Annotated in this window: 15 protein-coding genes; 3 read left to right on the top strand and 12 right to left on the bottom strand. The window is 35.0% G+C overall.

Going from position 1 to position 18,914, the window contains the following annotated elements; genetic code table 11:
• Positions 1–2: 2 nt before the first annotated feature.
• The 10 genes from IW18_RS22725 to IW18_RS16400 all read right to left on the bottom strand — a co-directional run bounded on the left by IW18_RS22725 (position 3) and on the right by IW18_RS16400 (position 10,362).
• Positions 3–2,282, bottom strand: a complete 2,280-nt coding sequence (locus IW18_RS22725) for a tetratricopeptide repeat-containing sensor histidine kinase (RefSeq protein WP_084607972.1) — start codon at positions 2,280–2,282, stop codon at positions 3–5.
• A gap of 53 nt (positions 2,283–2,335) precedes the next feature.
• Positions 2,336–2,998 carry a YoaK family protein gene (locus IW18_RS16360; protein ID WP_041518949.1) on the bottom strand — a complete coding sequence of 221 codons (663 nt, stop codon included), beginning with the start codon at positions 2,996–2,998 and terminating at the stop codon, positions 2,336–2,338.
• A 5-nt stretch (positions 2,999–3,003) separates the two neighbouring features.
• The gene (locus IW18_RS16365) at positions 3,004–3,477 is read right to left on the bottom strand and encodes a Dps family protein (protein WP_041518950.1); all 474 of its coding nucleotides are present in this window, start codon (positions 3,475–3,477) and stop codon (positions 3,004–3,006) included.
• 176 nt (positions 3,478–3,653) lie between these two features.
• The gene (locus IW18_RS16370) at positions 3,654–4,088 is read right to left on the bottom strand and encodes a DoxX family protein (RefSeq protein WP_041518951.1); all 435 of its coding nucleotides are present in this window, start codon (positions 4,086–4,088) and stop codon (positions 3,654–3,656) included.
• A 10-nt stretch (positions 4,089–4,098) separates the two neighbouring features.
• Complete coding sequence (locus IW18_RS16375; RefSeq protein WP_041518952.1) at positions 4,099–5,985, bottom strand: amidohydrolase; 1,887 nt, start codon at positions 5,983–5,985, stop codon at positions 4,099–4,101.
• An 8-nt stretch (positions 5,986–5,993) separates the two neighbouring features.
• Positions 5,994–6,725: a M17 family peptidase N-terminal domain-containing protein gene (locus tag IW18_RS16380; RefSeq protein WP_041518953.1), complete on the bottom strand. Its 732-nt coding sequence runs from the start codon at positions 6,723–6,725 to the stop codon at positions 5,994–5,996.
• 199 nt (positions 6,726–6,924) lie between these two features.
• The gene (locus tag IW18_RS16385) at positions 6,925–8,268 is read right to left on the bottom strand and encodes an alginate export family protein (protein ID WP_240475571.1); all 1,344 of its coding nucleotides are present in this window, start codon (positions 8,266–8,268) and stop codon (positions 6,925–6,927) included.
• Positions 8,269–8,376: 108 nt separating this feature from the next.
• Positions 8,377–9,009: a hydrolase gene (locus tag IW18_RS16390; RefSeq protein ID WP_041518955.1), complete on the bottom strand. Its 633-nt coding sequence runs from the start codon at positions 9,007–9,009 to the stop codon at positions 8,377–8,379.
• 139 nt (positions 9,010–9,148) lie between these two features.
• On the bottom strand, positions 9,149–9,469 hold the full coding sequence (locus IW18_RS16395) for a hypothetical protein (protein ID WP_041518956.1): 321 nt from the start codon (positions 9,467–9,469) through the stop codon (positions 9,149–9,151).
• Positions 9,470–9,543: 74 nt separating this feature from the next.
• Complete coding sequence (locus IW18_RS16400) at positions 9,544–10,362, bottom strand: alpha/beta fold hydrolase (RefSeq protein ID WP_041518957.1); 819 nt, start codon at positions 10,360–10,362, stop codon at positions 9,544–9,546.
• Positions 10,363–11,025: 663 nt separating this feature from the next.
• Between IW18_RS16400 and IW18_RS16405 the strand changes: the two genes are divergently transcribed.
• The 3 genes from IW18_RS16405 to IW18_RS16415 all read left to right on the top strand — a co-directional run bounded on the left by IW18_RS16405 (position 11,026) and on the right by IW18_RS16415 (position 15,067).
• A complete protein-coding gene (locus IW18_RS16405; protein WP_041518958.1) occupies positions 11,026–13,023 on the top strand; it encodes a TonB-dependent receptor plug domain-containing protein in 1,998 nt (665 codons plus the stop codon).
• A gap of 360 nt (positions 13,024–13,383) precedes the next feature.
• Complete coding sequence (locus IW18_RS16410; protein ID WP_205625290.1) at positions 13,384–14,502, top strand: cytochrome-c peroxidase; 1,119 nt, start codon at positions 13,384–13,386, stop codon at positions 14,500–14,502.
• 49 nt (positions 14,503–14,551) lie between these two features.
• Positions 14,552–15,067, top strand: a complete 516-nt coding sequence (locus IW18_RS16415) for a molybdopterin-dependent oxidoreductase (RefSeq protein ID WP_041518960.1) — start codon at positions 14,552–14,554, stop codon at positions 15,065–15,067.
• A gap of 71 nt (positions 15,068–15,138) precedes the next feature.
• On the opposite strand, the gene IW18_RS16420 is transcribed toward IW18_RS16415, so the two are convergent.
• Complete coding sequence (locus IW18_RS16420; RefSeq protein ID WP_041518961.1) at positions 15,139–15,954, bottom strand: tyrosine-protein phosphatase; 816 nt, start codon at positions 15,952–15,954, stop codon at positions 15,139–15,141.
• A 35-nt stretch (positions 15,955–15,989) separates the two neighbouring features.
• Positions 15,990–18,893, bottom strand: a complete 2,904-nt coding sequence (locus IW18_RS16425; RefSeq protein WP_052480197.1) for a TonB-dependent receptor — start codon at positions 18,891–18,893, stop codon at positions 15,990–15,992.
• Positions 18,894–18,914 lie beyond the last annotated feature (21 nt).

Genomic DNA, 18,914 nt, shown 5'->3' on the forward strand with positions numbered 1-18,914 from the left:
ATTTATATGGTTTCATTATTTTCTGTTGCGCCTTCAAATTCGGTGTTTTTTGTAAATGTAATGGTGATTTTTAAGCCATTATCGTTTTTCATCTCAAAAGTTCCGTCAATTTGATCGGTTAATCCCATCATTAAATTCATGCCGAGTGAATTTCTTTCTGTTTCTTCAAAATCTTTTGGAAGTCCAACACCATTATCTGCAACCAAAAGCTTGTAATCGCTGTTTCCTATATTTTTGAGACTTATTTTTACTTCTCCTTTTTTATCTAAAGGAAAAGCATATTTAATGGCATTATTTATGGCTTCGTTTATAATTAAACCCAGCGGAACTGCTTGAGCAACATCAAGATAAACCTTTTCTGTATCTAGAACAAAGTTAATTTTAGTATCAGTATCAAAACATTCTCTCATATAACTTATGAGTTCATAAATATACCAAGACATATCAATATTTGCCAGATTATCAGATTGATACAATTTTTGATGTATCAATGACATGGCGTGCATTCTGTGCTGGCTATTTTGAATGGCCATTAAAGCATCTTCGTTGTCTAAATAAGCCGATTGTGTGTTTAATAAACTAATCACAATTTGAAGGTTATTTTTTACTCGATGATGTATTTCTTTTAGAAGCCATTCTTTTTCAATCAGCATTTTTTTGTTCAGTTCGTTTTGCTCATTTATTTGCTGACGTTTGATTTCTAATTCTTCGTTCTTTTTCTTTTTTATTCTGTAACTGTTGTATAATAAGCCTATAAAAAGAATTAAAACTACAACGCCGCCTATAAAAATATTACGAAGTACTTTATCATTATGAATTTTTATTTCCTGTAATTTTCCCTGTTCTGTGAGAAGTTTTATGTTTTTGTCCTTTTTTTCTGTTTCAAACTGAACTTGTAAAGCTGCGGACGTTTTTAGTTTTTCGACATTAAAAATGGAATCTCTTAAAAGTTGATGCTTTTGCAAATGTTTTATCGCCGACTCGTATTTTTTACTGGCATGATCGGATTGAAATGACAAGAGTTCGATTTGCGAAAATAGAATTAGCTTGTTTGATTTTTTGGCAAATTCTTTGAATTTTTCAATGTATGCGTACGTTTTTTCGACCTGACCGGATTGTTGTAAATAAATGATAATTCCGGTGAGTTTATAAGCAAGACCTGCATCAGATTCCTGATAATCTTTTAATAATTGTTCGTAATAAGGTTTTGCATTTGCTATTTGTTTGAGCATGGAATAGCTTACTACAAATATAAAACGCTGTCTGATTTTGTTAATTTCATCTGTTGGCGGATAATCTTTTTCGGTACGTTTTAGTGTGCGTAATGCGCCTTGATAATTTTTTTGCTGGCAATATAATGATGCCAAATTATAACCTATAATGTTGATGTCGTTTACATTCTTGTTTTCTAAAGCTATATTTAAGGCTTTTTCAAAATTAGAAAATGCTAAATCATATTTTAGAAGATCATAATAAGCAAGTCCAAGATGATTGTAAATTGTGCAAAGCTGATAACTTGTATCGTGAACTTCTTCGGCTGTTTTTTCTGCCATCAATGCATATTGCAACGATAATTGTGTGTTTTGTAATATTCCGTAATTATCAGACATTAAGGTATAAACTCCTTGTAGTTCTTTAAAACCTATAGCTTTATAAATAACAACGGCCTTTTCTAAAAGTTCTAATGCTTTTTGATGGTCTTCGACAATACCATAATAATCGGCAAGATCTTTTAAGGCATCTGCTTCTTTTTTATAAGCTTTGCCTTTTTTATAAAGCGGAATTGCGATTTCGAGATATTTTATTTTTTCTTCAAAATCCTCGGTTTCATAACCTTTATAAGCGCAAAGTTCTCTGTAAACATCGGCTTTTAAAACTGGTAAATTGTTTTTTACAGCGTAGGCGAGTGCTGTATTTGTTTTTATTAATCCATTTTTAGAATCTCCTTTTTCTCGGTCGATTTGAGCTTCTAAAAGAATTGCTTTCCCTTTACCTGCTTTATACCCTAAGGTATTACTTAGTTTTTTGGCTTCAAAATTTAAATTAGTTGCGCTGTCGAGGTCTTCTTTTATTTCTCCAGGTTTGGTTAGATAATAAGTGCTTAAAGCAATTAGTAATTCGACTTTTTGGTTGTTACTTTCGGCTACAGCAATTTTCTTTTTTAATACAACAGGATCTTGTTTGTGCTGTGCCATTCCATTAAACGAAGCCAATAAAAATAAGAACACAGTACATAAAATGCACGGGTATTTTTTAAGAGAAATAAAGGGGATGAAATTCATTTTTTAAAGATAATATTTTATCAGAAATTCGCAACTGTCCAACTCTTTCTTTACTATTTACGGTGATACCAATAACAAATTAACATTGCTGCTCCAGGTAAAATTAAAGTTCCTAATCCGAAAAATTTTCCGGCTATTGCTCCTAAAAAACAACCTATAAGAAACCCAATTATGGTAACCAATTGTTTCTTAAAACTTAAAAGAACATCTACATCTTTTAATCCGTTTTTTAATAGATTTCCTAGATCAAGAGAAGCTTGAGTAACATTTCCTGTCATCATGGTTGTTGGGCCGTGTGTTTCTTTAGCATACAATTTTCCAAAAGCATTTTGAAGGCCCATTGCGAATACAGTTGTCATTGCAACGGTGTATATTGTCCATTCTGAAAAAATTTCCAGATAGCCAAAAACGTACGAGGCAATTCCGCTTAAAACCAATATTAAGCCTTCCCAAAATAAAAGAGTATAACGGTTTGTTGCTTTTAATGCAATTCGTCCTCCGGTAATAACGGCAATAATAAAAACAGGAAAAGTTAATAGTTTTATCCACGCATGTATATCTGAGCCTTTGATGATTTGATAAGCAAAGACTATAAAGTTACCTGTAACGTGTGCCGAAAATATAGAATCGGCGGCAACAAAAGTTACCGTGTCACAATACCCTGCAATCATTGTGAGAAGCAGGGTTACGTACCAAATGTTTTTTTGTATTTCCATAATTTTTATTTTAGGTGAGCGCGAAGCATCCACGCCATTTTTTCGTGATTTTCTAATAGTCCTGTAATGTAATCGCTGGTTCCGGCATCGTGAAGTTCTGTCGCAAAATTGTTGATGTTTTCACGTAAGTGAATCAAAATACTTTCGTGATCCAAAAGCAATTCTTTGATGTAACCGGTGCTGTCATTTTTTTCTCTTGATTCTTCTGTAAGATGCGTTAGAGCCAAATATTCTTTTAAAGTTCCAGGCGCATAATGTCCTAAAGTTCTAATTCTTTCGGCAACAGCATCTACAATTTCGTCAAGTGCTTCGTATTGTTGTTCGAAGAAAAGATGTTTGTTGTAAAAATCCGGACCTTCTACATTCCAATGTGCTTTTTTTGTTTTGGTATAAAGTACAAATTCGTCCGCCAGAACTTTCGTTAATACATCTACAACTTTTGTGATGCTTTCTTGTTTGATTCCGATGTTTGCTTTCATTTTATATAAGGTTTAATAAGTAATCATTTTAAATTTATGTATTGGATATTTTTTCACGCAGATTTAAAATGATTTAAGCTGATAAGCGCAGATTAAATTAATAAAAATCTAAAATTAAATTTGCTCTAATCTGTAAAATCTGCGTGAAACAAAATCTATTTTTCTATGTGTTTAAATTAATTGTTTATAAATGTTAGTAGATAATAATCAAGTGAATATTTTCCTGCGCCAAGTGCAAGGATTAATAGCAGAGATAAAGTGTACATATACGGAACGTCGCGTACTTCGAGCGAATCATTTTTATGTACGACAAAATATCCTATGGCTGTAACGCCAATTGTAGGCAGTACGGCAAGTCTGGTTCCGAGACCCAGAATGATAAAAAAAGGAACTACGGTATCTGAAAAAGTGGCAACTAATCCATTTAGTTTTTCGGGTAAATGTAACGGATTCGGAACGTGTTCTTTTTGCCCGTTTTCAACTCTGAATTTCTTCATTCCGTGAACTCTAAAAAGTTCCACCGCCAGTAAAATTCTGAAAACTAAAAGAGCTGCATTATTAAATGCTGTTCCTAGATCTGAATACAGAATTTGGTTTATAATTTGAGTCATTTGTTTAAATTTAAAAGGCAAAGCAAGAACACCCAAGTGCGCCCCAAAATGCGTTATAGTTATTTACCGGCACATTGCTCATTCGGGCAACATCGTGACTGTGAGCGTGAACATCGCAACTTCCGCTACAACTGTGTATTTGCGAAGTCAGGCTTGGTTTAGCATCAGCTTTTGTATTTTTTTCGATTGCGCTTTGCAAGCTGCTTTTGGCAGGATAACCGTTGTAAATATTAGTTGGCGACCAATCTGGCAAAATTGGAATATGTGGCGGTGAAAAGGATGAAAAATCTCCGTTTGCATACACAATTTTTCCATCTACAATCGTTAAATCAGCTTCAATTTTTTTAATGTCTTCGTCGGCAATAGTGAAGTAATCGCTGTCTAAAACCACTAAATCGGCAAACATTCCAACTCTAATATCTCCTTTTTTGGCTTGTTCCTGCGAGAACCATGCGCTTCCTCTAGTATATAATTCTAAGGCTGTTTCTCGACTTAATCTGCTTTCGTTGTACAATTGCAATCCTCCAACGGTTTTTCCAACGGTCATCCAATACATTGAAACCCACGGATTGTAACTGCTTACTCTAGTAGCGTCAGATCCTCCACCAACGGGAACTTCCATTTCGAGCATTTTTTTAATTGGCGGAGTATTCTCTGCTGCTTTTGCGCCATATTGATCTGTGAAATATTCGCCCTGATATGCCATTCGGCTTTGAACTGCGATTCCACCGCCTAAATTTTTAACACGTTCGATGTTACGTTCGTCAATAGTTTCGGCGTGATCAAAAATCCACGGTAATCCGTTAAACGGAATTTCCTGATTGATTTTTTCGAATACATTCAAAAATCTTGTAATGCTTTCATTATATGTAGCATGAAGTCTAAACGGCCAACGATTTTCGACCAATAGGCGAACTACTTTTTCTAATTCGGCTTCCATATTTTCCGGAAGATCTGGTCTTGGCTGAAGGAAATCTTCAAAATCGGCAGCCGAAAAAACTAACATTTCGCCCGCACCATTATGGCGGTACATATTGTCTCCCTGATATAATTTTACGGTATCAATCCAATCTGAAAAATCTTCAAATTCGTGTTTTGGTTTTTGAGTAAAAAGATTATAGGCAATTCTAACCGTTAATTGTTTCTTTTCGTTTAGTTCATTCACGACTTTGTAATCGTCTGGAAAATTTTGAAATCCGCCTCCGGCATCAATAACACTTGTAATCCCGAAACGGTTCAATTCTTTCATAAAATGACGTGTCGAATTGATTTGATGTTCGTATGAAAGTGTTGGCCCTTTTGCCAAAGTCGAATACAAAATCATGGCATTTGGCGTCGCAATAATAAGTCCGGTTGGTTCTCCTTTAGAATCTCTTTCGATTTGTCCTCCCGGAGGAGCAGGAGTATTTTTGGTATAACCAACTGCTTTTAGAGCGGCTCTGTTCATAATGGCTCTGTCATATAAATGCAGAATAAAAACAGGAGTTTCCGGAGCAATGGCATTGATTTCTTCAAGAGTTGGCATTCTGCGTTCGGCAAATTGAAACTCTGACCAACCGCCAACAACGCGAACCCATTGCGGATTTGGTGTCCTGTCAACTTGTTCTTTCAACATTCTAAGTGCATCGGCTAAAGATGGAACACCATCCCAACGCAATTCTAAATTATAGTTTAAACCGCCACGAATAAGGTGAATGTGCGAATCGTTGATTCCCGGAACGACTCTTTTATTCTGAAGGTCAATTATTTTGGTTTCCTCAGCTGCAAATTCCATTATGTTGCTGTCGTTTCCAACTGCAATAAATTTTCCGTCTTTTATGGCTACTGCTGTAACATTTGGTGTTTCGGAATTGAAACTATGAATTTTCCCGTTGAATAAGATTAAATCTGCTTTCATAAGTTTGGTTATTTAGAGTTCAATTTTGCAATGGCTTCTTTGATTCCTTCGCCTGCAACATTATAAAAAGCAGGTCCTGCAAGCAGAATAATTTTGGTTAAAGGCTTGTAGTGGGCTAATTTTTTATCTTTTAAATAGGTTTGTGTTCTGTAAGCTTCAAATGATCCTAAAACTACATTTGTGGCTACTAAAGCGGTTGGCGAATCGATTCCCGCATCTTTAATATCGCTGGCAAAAGAATAGTTTGAAACGCCTAAACGTAAAGCTTCGCGCATGGCAACACTTCCTACACTAATCATTAAATCTGGTGTGAATTTATTGCGGTCACCAAGACCAATCAATAATAATTGTTTAGATGCTAATGTGCCTTTTGGAGGTGTAATTAATAAGGTTTCTAGTGAATGTCCTGTAAATTTTCCGCTTTTGCGTAATTCGGTAATAATGCCTTTTAATGCATCGTCTAAGTGAATCATTCCGTTTAGGTTGGCTGGAAGTGCAGGAGGATTAAAAATATCACCTTCGGTATATTCGAAAACGCAGGCAACTTGCAAATCTGCTACCGAAGCCGATGGGCCTTGAACTAATCCGTTTACAGCAACTCCGTCTACTTTTCCCCAAGTAACAGTTGTTCCCAGAGAAGCGTTTTGTGCAAAGGCATTATTTGTGAAGCCTGCGAATAATAGAAGAATTAGAATCGTTGTTCTAATGGTATATTTTTTAAAAAGGACTGATTTTTTCATGTTTTGAAATTTATTTGATGTTGTTTTTATAAGGTTTAAACAAATGAAGACATAGATCTTGACGCGGATAAAACGGATTTGCTATCGCAAAAACGCTGATTTACACAGATTCTTTTTTGATTTCTATCTCTAAATCCGTTTTATCTGCGTTTTTGCGATAGCAAATCCGCGTCATCAGTGTTCAAATTTATTTGTATTATTAAAATTTAAATCCAAGTCGGGCATTAAAGAAAACACCGTCTTTAGAGTTTGGAATAATGTCGTCGATAAATGCACCGGTTTTAAAATATTGAATTCCGCTTACGACCGAAATAAATTTGTTTACGCTATAGGTAAAATTGGCAAGATAAGCGGTCCCGATATATCGTTCTGTTGAGGCACTTCCCGGAAGATTTAGCGAACCGCTTGGTCTGTAAACACCGTCTTGCAGTGAATATCTCCAGTTAAAAACCACATCGACCTGCATCTTTAGCTGAGGCAATAAATCCATCGTGGCGTAGGGATGAATGTCGATAAGGTTTACTGGGCCAATTTGCGGACTGAAACCAAAATATCCTCCTTTTGGATATAATGGGTTGAATGTTTGCAGGCTTCCGTCGCCATCTTTTTTATCTCCTGAGATATAATCGTTTCGCAGGTTTATTGTGGGTTTAAACTTTACGTTTTCAAACATATAACCAATATCGATAGATCCTGTCCAAGCGTTAATATTTCCCGTTCCAAAAGTTCCAAATTGGTAGGCTGCTTCGAGATTATAAATAAAACCGCCGCCGTATTTCCAAAATCTTGTACCAATAGTGTGTCGTTTTTCGGGAGCAATTCCTTCTTCAAAAAGTGATTCTTTTCTGTTGATTCCGAGATAATACAAATCCAGATTTCCTGCTTTTGGGAATATAATTTTTGAATATGCTCCCCAAAGATTGAGTTGTTTGGACATTTTATTATCAAAAACTCCTTTGTAAATAGTATCTGCCATCATCGCAAATCCGTCAATAGAGAATCGGGCAGAGGAGTACATTATTTTTCCTCCTGTAAAATAAAGTCTGGCATTTGGACCTTCTCTCACTGATATTAATCTTCCTGAACCGTAATCGAGTTCTTGTCTTCCGGCGCGAATGGTTAGTTTTTTATCTTTTTTCTGATATAGATTTACATCTAAAAACAGATTCTGAACATTGAGCTGATCTTCGTCAATACCACGTGGGCCATTGATGCGTCCGTCTTGCAAAGCACTTCGCAATTGTGCAAATACTCTAAAGGTTTTTCCTAAATGAACATCGGCATGAAGATCGTAACGCTGTAATAAAAAGTTGTTGTGACCAATATTCAATCTTCCCCAATCTTCATTGTTGAAATCGACATATTCATATCGGGCTTCGCCTCCAAGAGACATATAAAAATCTTTCTGTTGGTTTAACGGAATGAATTTTAGATTCTCATAAAAGTTTCTGCTTGAATCTTTAAGAAATTCGTAGTTTTCATCATATCGCAAAAGTTTAAAACTTTGTGCAGATGCTGCGCTTCCTATTAAAAGAAAACACATCAAGATGATTTTGAAGTTCTTGTTTTTTGACAATATGGATTTTGATGATTCCAACATAATGAAGTGTGAGAGGGTTTTGTTTTATTTTAATTTTTAGGTCGAAATGAATTAGTGTTTCAACATGTTGTGTGCATAATGAATTCCTAAACCGTAAGAACCACCGTGTTTTTTCATTAAATTAGTTACCGGAACATAGGTTTCCTGACGTGCCCAGTCTCTTTGTAATTCTAATAAATATTGGATAGAAGTGATAGGTTGTGCACCAACTTGTATCATTCTTTGTATGGCGCGTTCGTGAGCTTCGGTGCTTACATCTCCGCAGGCATCTGTAATTACGTAAACTTCGTAACCTTCTTCAATTGCAGATAAAGCTGGCCCAACAATGCAAACTCCTGTCCATAATCCGGCAAGAACTAATTTTTGCTTTTTTGTTCCGGTAATTGCTTTATAAGCGTTTTCATCTTCCCAAGTATTCATTGTAGTACGATCGATATATCCTGAGGTTGCGATTGGATAATATTCTTCGATTTCCGGAAAAACCGGACCTGCAAAACTTTCTTCAAAAACTGTTGTTACGATTGTTGGCACATTAAAAATTTTTGATGCACCGCAAATAATGGCAACATTGTTACGTAATTCGCTCAAAGCAATGCTTGTTGTAGCAAATGCCATTTGTCCTTCAAAGTCAATTAATACTAATGCGTGATTATCTGGTGATAATAAGTTTACTGATGGTTTCATAGATTATTTATTTTAATAGTTTTAGTTAAGCCAACAAAATGCCAAACTAGTAATGTGTTGTTATGATGGTAATTGTGATTTTTGGCGATAATTTTATCTTACGATATTTCGTAATTTTATTATTGCGTTATGAAAATCATTATAAATGTGTAGAAAGCTTTTTAATCATTTCTGTCGAAACAGCATCAGCATAAATTCCAAATGCGCTGGTTAAGACTCCTTTTAGATTATAGATTTCAGAAACAATTCCGTATACAATATCTTCATCTCCGGGATCTGTATCTCCTTCAAAACGAAACAGATATTCGATTTTAAATTCTTCGGGAGACATAGTTTGTGTGTTATTATTATAGCGAATGCAGTTTTCGTCAAGGTTAAAGTTTTCTGTAAAACCTTGTAGATTTAGCCATTGTAAAGCTTCGGTAACGGTATCAAAAGCTGGCTGTTGGAAAGTGCTCATAGTTAGAAAATTTAAAACTGCCTTTAAAAGAAAACCTTTGCAGGCAGTTTTGATTGATTTTAGAGTTTGTCTAATTATGCTTTAATAAAAGCCAAAATGTCTTTATTGATTGTTTCTGCCTCTGTTGTTGGCATACCGTGAGGAAATCCAGGATACGAAATTAGTTTTCCGTTTTTCAATAATGCAGCAGCTCTTGGTGCTTGTCCGTAAGGAACAATTTGATCGTCTTCTCCGTGCAAAACAAGAACCGGAATGTCTAAACTTTTAAGATCTTCTGTAAAATCTGATTCAGAGAAAGCTTTAATCCCGTCATGATGTGCCAATACAGAACCCATCATTCCCTGACGCCACCAGTTGTGTTTAATTCCTTCGTGAACTGTTGTTCCTTCGCGGTTCCATCCGTAAAACGGAATTGGGAAATCGTAGAAATATTGTGCTCTGTTAAATGCTGTTCCTTCTCTTATTTCGTCAAAAACAGACAATGGAACTCCTTCCGGATTTGATTCGTTTTGAATCATGATTGGTGTAACAGCGCTAATAATAACTGCTTTTGCAACACGTCCTTTTCCGTATTTTGCTGCGTAGCGTATTACTTCGCCACCACCAGTTGAGTGACCTACGTGAATGGCATCTTTTAAATCAAGCGCAGCAGTTAATTCAGCGATATCTGATGCGTAGGTTTCCATGTTATTTCCTTCAGAAGTTTGACTAGAACGACCATGTCCGCGGCGGTCATGAGCAATAACTCTATAACCTTGTTTTAGAAAGAACATCATTTGTGCATCCCAATCATCGCTTGATAAAGGCCATCCATGGTGAAAAACAACAGGTTGTCCTGTTCCCCAATCTTTGTAAAAAATCTCTGTTCCGTCTTGTGTTTTAAATGTGCTCATTTTGTTATGGTTTTAGATTATTAAATTATTTGTATAATTGTTAAAATTCAAATGATAATTAATTGTAATTTTATTTTTATTGATGTTGTTTTATTTCTTTGACAAACTTACAGCAGTTTCGAAAGTCTGTTGGTTAACCTAGATTAAGAAAAAAAAATATTGTATTTTTTATTTCTATTTATAGTTCTATCGTTTTGCATCGTTTTAATAATTTGTGATGCAACTGAATTTTCAAACAATATGCCTAAAGGTATAACTTATTGTTTAACAATATGTTATGTGTTTATGAAGTATGATTTTATTCACGATATATCGTGAAATTATTAAGCAGGGTATTCGATTTTAGTACAAAATTTAAATTTCACGTAGATAAAATGTATTTATTAAGTATTTATACGTATTATTGTAATTTTTAAAACTAAGTATTTATTAACTCGCGATTATTTTAAAGTAAACATTTTCATGATTCTAATTTTTCTGATTATGATTTAGATCATATTTTGTAGTTTTAAAAAGAACTTATTTTGCTAAAGGTTTAAACTGTCAAAGTGTTTACGTCTTAGAAATCAACTGTATTTAAGAAAAAAAAGAGCAATTAACTAAACCATTTTTTTTTAACCGTCAGTATTCATTTAAAAACATACTGAAAACATCGTAAAATTTATGAAACTAAAATGTATAGCATTTATGCTTTTTCCGCTTATTGGTTTTTGTCAGCAGAATAATTCAATACCGACAGATTCTGTAAAAACATCAAATATTTTTATGTTGGGAGAAGTTATCGTAACTCAGCATCAAAATAAGGATACATTAAACAGAGTAACTTCTAAAACAATGGAGGCTCAGAATAAAATCGATGTTTCGAGAGCATTAAATATGCTTCCTGGCGTTACTTTAACAGCTTCCGGACCAAGAAACGAATCTATGGTTTCGATTAGAGGTTTTGATTTGAGACAGGTTCCTGTTTATATGGATGGAATTCCGGTTTATGTTCCTTATGATGGTTATGTGGATTTAGCACGATTTACGACTTTTGATCTTGCTGCAATTGATGTTTCAAAAGGTTTTTCGTCTGTGCTTTATGGACCAAACTCTTTGGGCGGAGCAATTAATTTGATATCCAGAAAACCTTCAAAGAAATTAGAATACGATGGTTCACTGGGAATGATTAACTCAAACGGTTATAGAGGAAACGTTAATGTTGGTTCTAATTTGGGGCAATTTTATGTTCAGGGTGGATTTTCTTATTTAGATCGAAATTCAACCAGAATGTCTTCCAATTTTGTTCCGATGAAAAATGAAGATGGAGGAGAAAGAGATAATTCGTACCGAACAGATCAAAAGATAAGTTTTAAAATAGGATGGACTCCTAATAAAAAAAGTGAATATGCATTGGGTTATATCAACCAAAAAGGCGAAAAAGGAAATCCGGTATATGCAGGAAGTGATACCAAAAACTCATTATTGGTGAACCCTCGTTTTTGGCAATGGCCGGTTTGGAATAAAGAGAGTTATTACTTTATTTCTAATTCTAATTTGGATACAAAAAACAGTCTAAAAACCAGAATTTACTACGATAAGTTTAAAAATACTTTGAATAGTTACGATGACAATACGTATTCGAAAATGACTAAAGGTTACGCTTTTCAGAGTCTTTATGATGATTATACTTTTGGTGGAAATGTCGAATACAACACGCAGATTATTCCAAAAAATGATTTCAAATTTGCTGTACATTTTAAAGAAGATGTTCATCGCGAGCATAATCTTGGAGAACCAGTACGCCATTTTATTGACAATACTGTATTGATAGGAATTGAAGATGTCTATAAAGTTTCGAATAAATTTACGGTAATTCCGGGTTTGAGTTACAACATTCGAAAAAACATCGAAGCGCAGGATTATAATAGTACTACAAAAGTAATTTCAGATTATCCAAGCGCGGATGCAAGTGATGCGTATAATGCGCAAATAGGTCTTTTTTATCAATTGAATCAAGATCAAAAGTTGGGCGCTACGGTTTCGCAGAAAACGAGATTTGCTACTATCAAAGACCGTTATTCGTATAGAATGGGAACGGCGATTCCAAATCCTGATTTAAAACCCGAAACTGCTTTAAATTATGAAGTAAATTATACGAGTAAGTTTTTTGATAAACTGACTTTTCAAACTGCGTTGTTTTATAGCAAACTTACTGATGCGATTTTGAGCGTAAGCAATGTTCAGCCTGGAAAAGCGCAAATGCAGAATTTTGGTAAAGCCGATTATAAAGGAATTGAGGCTCAGGCGGCTTATTCTATTTTGAAAAATCTTTCACTGAATGTAAATTATACGTATATCGAAAGAAAAAATATTACTAGTCCAAGCATTCATTTTACTGATGTTCCTAATACTAAAGTTATGGGAACTGTAGAATATGAACCGATTAAAATATTGAGATTAATCGCGAATGCCGAATTTAATTCTTCAAGATTCAGCACGAGTTATGGTACAAGAGTTCCAGATTATACGCTTTTAAATTTGTATGCTTCGGGTAAAATATTAAAAAACTTTAGCCTTGATGCGGGATTAAATAATATATTCGACAGGAATTACAGTCTTGTAGAAGGCTTTCCTGAAGAAGGACGCAATTTTTTTGTAACGCTTCGTTTTTTTAATTAATTTTTGATTCTAAAATGTGATTGGGTAAAGAAAATTAAACACATAGAAACATAGTTTTTTGCGCAATAAAGAATACAAAAGAGAAATATATTTCTCGAACATAGTTACTATGTGTATTTAAAATAAGTGAAACGCCTTTTTTGAGAATACAAAGTCTATGTCTCTATGTGTTTAAAAAAAACACTCAAAGGGTAAAGAAAATTAAACACATAGAAACATAGTTTTTTGCGCAATTAAGAATATAAAAGAGAAATATATTTCTCGCACATAGTTACTATGTGTATTTAAAATAAGTGAAACGCCTTTTTTGAGAATACAAATCTATGTCTCTATGTGTTTAAAAAAATCACTCAACGGATTATGAAAAGTATAATAATGCAAATAGAATCTCATTATAAAAAATTTACGCTTTTATTAGTGTTTGTGGCTGCTCTTATATTAGTAGCGGCTACTAACGCAGATCCGGTTTATACGGATCCTTATAAATTGGAATATCCGGATTATTTTGGAAACAGAATTAGTATTCCGGACCATAACCCAACAACTAAACAAGGGGTTTATTTGGGCAGAATGTTGTTTTATGAAACGAAATTATCGTCGAGTAAAACAATTTCCTGTGCGAGTTGTCATCAGCAAAAATTGGCATTTACGGATGGAAAAGCATTTAGTTCCGGAATTAATAATGTACCTACAAAACGGAACTCGATGTCGCTGGCAAACCTGCTTTGGGTGAGAAACTTTTTTTGGGATGGTCGAGCCAAAGGTTTAGAAGCTCAAGCCATCATACCGCTTAATGATGCGCACGAAATGGGTGCTTATTTGGACAAAGCAGTTAAAGATCTTCAAAAAACAAAAAATTATCCTGCTCTTTTTAATGATGCCTTTGGAAGTCCAGACGTCACAAAAGATCGTATTGCAATGGCAATTGCCCAATTTGAGCGAACTTTAATTTCGGCAAATTCTCCTTATGACAAGTATTTACGTGGAGAATATAAACCAACAGCTGCTGAATTAAACGGAATGGAAATGTTTATGAATTCGGCAGAAGCAAACAAAAATATTAGAGGTGCTAGCTGTGCGCAGTGTCACGGTACGCCAAAGATTTATATGGAATTATTTCATAACAATGGTCTGGACAGTATTCCGAAGGATTTAGGGAGAGAATCGCTTACCGGAATGGCAAATGACCGCGGACGTTTTAGAGTTGTAACGCTTCGTAATATCGAACTTACGGCTCCTTATATGCACGATGGAAGATTTAAAAATCTTGAGGAAGTTTTAGATCATTATAATGAACATATCATGCCTAGCAAGTCTTTAAGTGTAACTTTACAAAACAGACCAAACGATGTAGATGGGAAAAGTCTAGGCTTGACGGCAACCGAAAAAGCAAATATTATAAGTTTCCTAAAGATGCTTACAGATTCTACTTTTGTAAATAATCCTAAGTTTTCGAATCCGCATATCAAACAGAAATAAAAGGTAAGCCATTATATTATTATCCATTTTTAAACCAAATTTTTAAAAAATGAAAAAATACTATTTATCCACGATCGTTTTAGCTTTATTGTTTTTTATCACGATATCTCAAAGTGTACATGCGCAAACTGTTGCAAAAGAAGCGGTCGTAAAAGTAGAAGGAGAGGTTTTAAAACCTTTATCGCTAAGTCTTTCAGATTTTGCAAAACTGAAACATGTAGACGTCACGATGAAAAGTCGCGAAGGTGTTTTACAGCAATATTCTGGTGTTCCAATTTTTGATTTGTTACGACTTGCCGGAGTTACGGTTGGAAAAGAATTGAAAGGCGAAAATCTCACTAAGTATATGCTTGTAAGAAGCAGCGATGGTTATGAAGTTGTTTTTTCCTTAGCAGAATTAGATCCAAGTTTTACAAACAGAGTGGTTATTTTGGCCGATTCAAAAGACGGAAAACCTTTGGCTGATGGAGTAGGGCCATTCCGTTTAGTTGTGCCAGACGAAAACAAACCTGCACGTTCTGCGCTTGAAGTAACAAATTTGATTATTCGTTTTGCGAAAGACTAATTAAAAAAACAGAGCGATTAAAAATAATCGCTCTGTTAATTTTTGATTTCTAAAATAATGTAAATTGAATTTTATTTGGTGTACTTTTTTCTTAAAAGTGATATCTCTTTAGGTCCAATTGCCATTTCTTGTTGTAAAAAATTCTCGATACTTCCGTATTGGGTTTTAAGTCCTGTAAAAAATGTACGAATAAGTTCTGGTTTCAGTGCCATTTCATTTTCTATTTGCGCTTCAGTCAAACCACTCATTTTTGCAAGAGGTGCCATCATACCTTTATTCATTTTTTTCAAATAAATGTTTGATGCAACATAATCTTCTTCGATCGTTTTTTGCGGAACGTTTAAGATGTAAAGAAATAAGGCAGTTGCCATTCCTGTACGGTCTCTTCCGCCTGTACAATGGTACATAATGGCTTCGTTATTGTCTAAAACCAATAGTTTTACAAATAAAGGACGAAATCGGTCTCCACTGTATTTTACCGCATCTGTACCGTAAAATTTTTCAAGAAAACCGCCTTCTTTTAATAGTTTAACCATTTGCGCCGGATTAGGAATACTGTCGCTTCCTGCCGGACTAAGCGTATAATCGGTATTTTTTGGCAAACGGTCTGGAGCTGCTTTTGATTCTGCTACACCTCTAAAGTCTACTACGGTGTGGATTCCTTTTTTATCTAAAAGTAAAACGTCGTTATCGGTCAATTTATCAATAGCAGCACTTCTGTAAACTTTTCCCCAGGCAACTTCTTTTCCGTCTGTGGTTTTGTATCCGCCAACATCTCTAAAATTTAATCCGCCTTTTAAAGGAACTACTCTTTTTATGCTGTCTGTAAGTTGCGCATTTGCTAATGTTTGTACTAATATGGCCATGGCTAATAGTGTCTTTTTCATTTTATTTTTGGGTTTATTTATTAAATTATTTATTTTTAAAATATGTCATAACGTATACCTGCCTGTCCACGGCTGCCATACCATTCTTGTGAAGTAATACGACGTTTGTCCTGACCCATATACATTTTAACCGGAGAATCACTTAGGTTGTTTAGCTCAATAAATACCTTAAATCGTTTGTTGATATTTACTGTTGCAGAGGCATCAATTGTAAAGTTAGAATCTGTCCAGATATAATAATCAGGACCTAATTGCTGATTGATTGACTCTACAGAGTTTCCTCTGTAATTACCTGCAAGACGAACCATTACGCCGTTGCGCTCGTAAAAAAGAATCGCATTAAACAAGTTTTTAGATTGATTTGGCAAGCTTGTTTTATCATTATAAACAGTGGTTCCGCTAACACGTGGTACTTCTGTTTTTGAATCTAAATAAGTGTAGTTAAATTCTACTCCAAAACCACTCCAGAAACCATTTAGAAAATCAAACCTTTTATTGATTCCGGCTTCAAATCCAAATAAAGAAGCTTTGTTTAAGTTTTTTGCCTGAGTAACCAAATAATCGCTACCATTAATATTCTGCATGTTTACATCAGTAAATACAACATCGGTAATGTTTTTGTAGAAAGCGCCTCCTGATAAAATTCCAACATTGTCAAAATAGTATTCTCCCATTACATCATAATTGTTACTAAAGGTTGGCTTTAGATCAGGATTTCCTTGAGTAATTGTCATTGGCGAAGCAGTAGTATTTGTAGAACTTCCGGGTGTCATGTCTCCAAAATTCGGACGAACAAATGTGCGTGTATAAGCGGCACGTAGATTTGATTTATCGCTTAATTTGTATTTTAAATGCAGCATTGGCAAAAATGAATTATAATTATTCTCGACCACAGATGGGCTAAGAGTTATAACAGCAGGAGTTCCTTCTGTAGTTGCTTTAGTTCCGTTTAAGGTCATAGCGGTATATTCGTTGCGAATACCAGCCACGATTTTGAAATTGTCTGTAGCATCGATTTCGGCCATTGCATATCCTGCAATTACATTTTCGTCTCCGGTATAAAATGAAGTTGCATTAGTTTTGGATGTAAAATCCATAAATCCGTTGGCGGTTTGAAAAGGTTGTCCGTACATTGCAAACAACTGATCTTTAGTTAACGGATTTACGATGAATTGGCTAAAATCACCATTCATGTTTCCAAAAAACTTGCTTCCGCTTGGAAAATTGGTTGTTTGTAAATTTGAAAGTGGCACTAAAGCTGGTGAATTTGGTACTCCCACAGCTGCTCCCGGCAAATAAACATAATTAGAACCGTAAGTATTTGTTCTGTCTTTATGACGGTATTTTGCACCAAACTTTAAATTGACTTTTGAACTGGCTTCGACTTTTAAATTTACTTGACCAATTTGATCTCTTTCGCTGTTGTTAAGCTGAGCAATTACCAATTGGTTTAATAATAGTTTTGTTGGATCCATTACTTCGTTTGGATTTGCAATACCTGTTTCAAAATGATCTACCGTACCACCAACTCCGTTTGGAGAATCAAAACCCCAGTAACGTTTTCCATCGCTTGAAAGGTCATTGAAACCGCCTGTTATTTTTTGGCGGAAAGTTGCAATAGGAAGTCCTTTGTTGCCAGAAGTAGGAGGCGTATCTAAATAATATTCTGATTTATGATTGCTGTAACTCCAGTCCAATTTAAACTTTTCGTTCATTTGGTGTTCACCGCCCACTTCAAAACCATTTAAAGCAGTTTGATAGTGAGAGTATCTGTAATTGTATTGAAAACGAGTGTTGGTATAATCGATATAAGATTCATAAACTGGACGAACGTCGTCAAATTTATTTGCCATTCCTCTAAAGAATATTTTATCAGAAGAAGTAAGCTTATATTCGGCTCCAACATTTAACCCTTTGGTTTCACGCTCACCCATATAACGTTTAAAAAGTACCGTGTTAAGCGATCTTTTTTGTTGAGCAACAGTTGCGCCTGTGTTGTAAGTGGCAGCAAATTCGTCAGAACCCCATTGTCTGCTCCAGATAGCTCCGGAAACAATTACGCCCAGTTTATTATTAAAAAAACGGTCGCCGTAAGTTATCGAACCATTGTAAGTACCGTTTTGGCTAAAAGTATTGTAACCGCCAGCAGCACTAACATTTAAAACACGTTTTGATGGAGCAGTACGAGTAATAAAATTAATAGATCCTCCAATAGCATCTCCTTCCATATCAGGCGTGATTGCTTTTGAAACCTGAACATACTGAATCATTTCTGAAGGAACAGCATCCAAAACAGAAGAACGGTTTCCCATTACATTCGAACTCGGCAAACGATTACCGTTAAATAGAGTAGAAGTCCAAGCAAAAGGAGTTCCTCTTACAGTTGCCTGATCTGCTTCACCATGATAACGGGCAACGGCTACACCTTGCATACGCTGTACTGCTTCGGCGGCATTACGATCCGGTAATTTTCCAATTGCATCTGCCGCCATTACATCCATAATGGCAAGCGAATTTTTCTTGATGCTGTATGCTTTTGCCTGAGAAGGCGCCATTGTACCTTTAACTACGATTTCTTTTAGTGAACTCGAACCATCGGGCGACATTTGAATAAGGCCAAGATCATTTATTCCTTTTACAAGATTTACGGTAATTGTTTTGGTTTCAAAACCTATATAGCTAATCTCAAGTACTATTTCTCCTGTGGTTGGTGCAGTAAGAGTAAAAGCTCCCTGCAAATCTGAAATTACTGAATTGTTGAGTGTTTTGGCAACAATATTTGCCGTTGGCAGTGTTCCTGCATCGCTGGTAACCACTCCTTTTACTGTTTGGGCATTTGTTGATACAATAGAGCCCATTGTAAGGGCGGCAATGTAAAGTACTTTTTTAAAAATCTTTTTCTGTTTAAGTAAAGATTTTAAATTAATTTTTGGTGTCATGTTTTGTAGTTTTCTGCAAAG

The organism is Flavobacterium hibernum (genome assembly GCF_000832125.1).
Lineage (GTDB): Bacteria > Bacteroidota > Bacteroidia > Flavobacteriales > Flavobacteriaceae > Flavobacterium > Flavobacterium hibernum.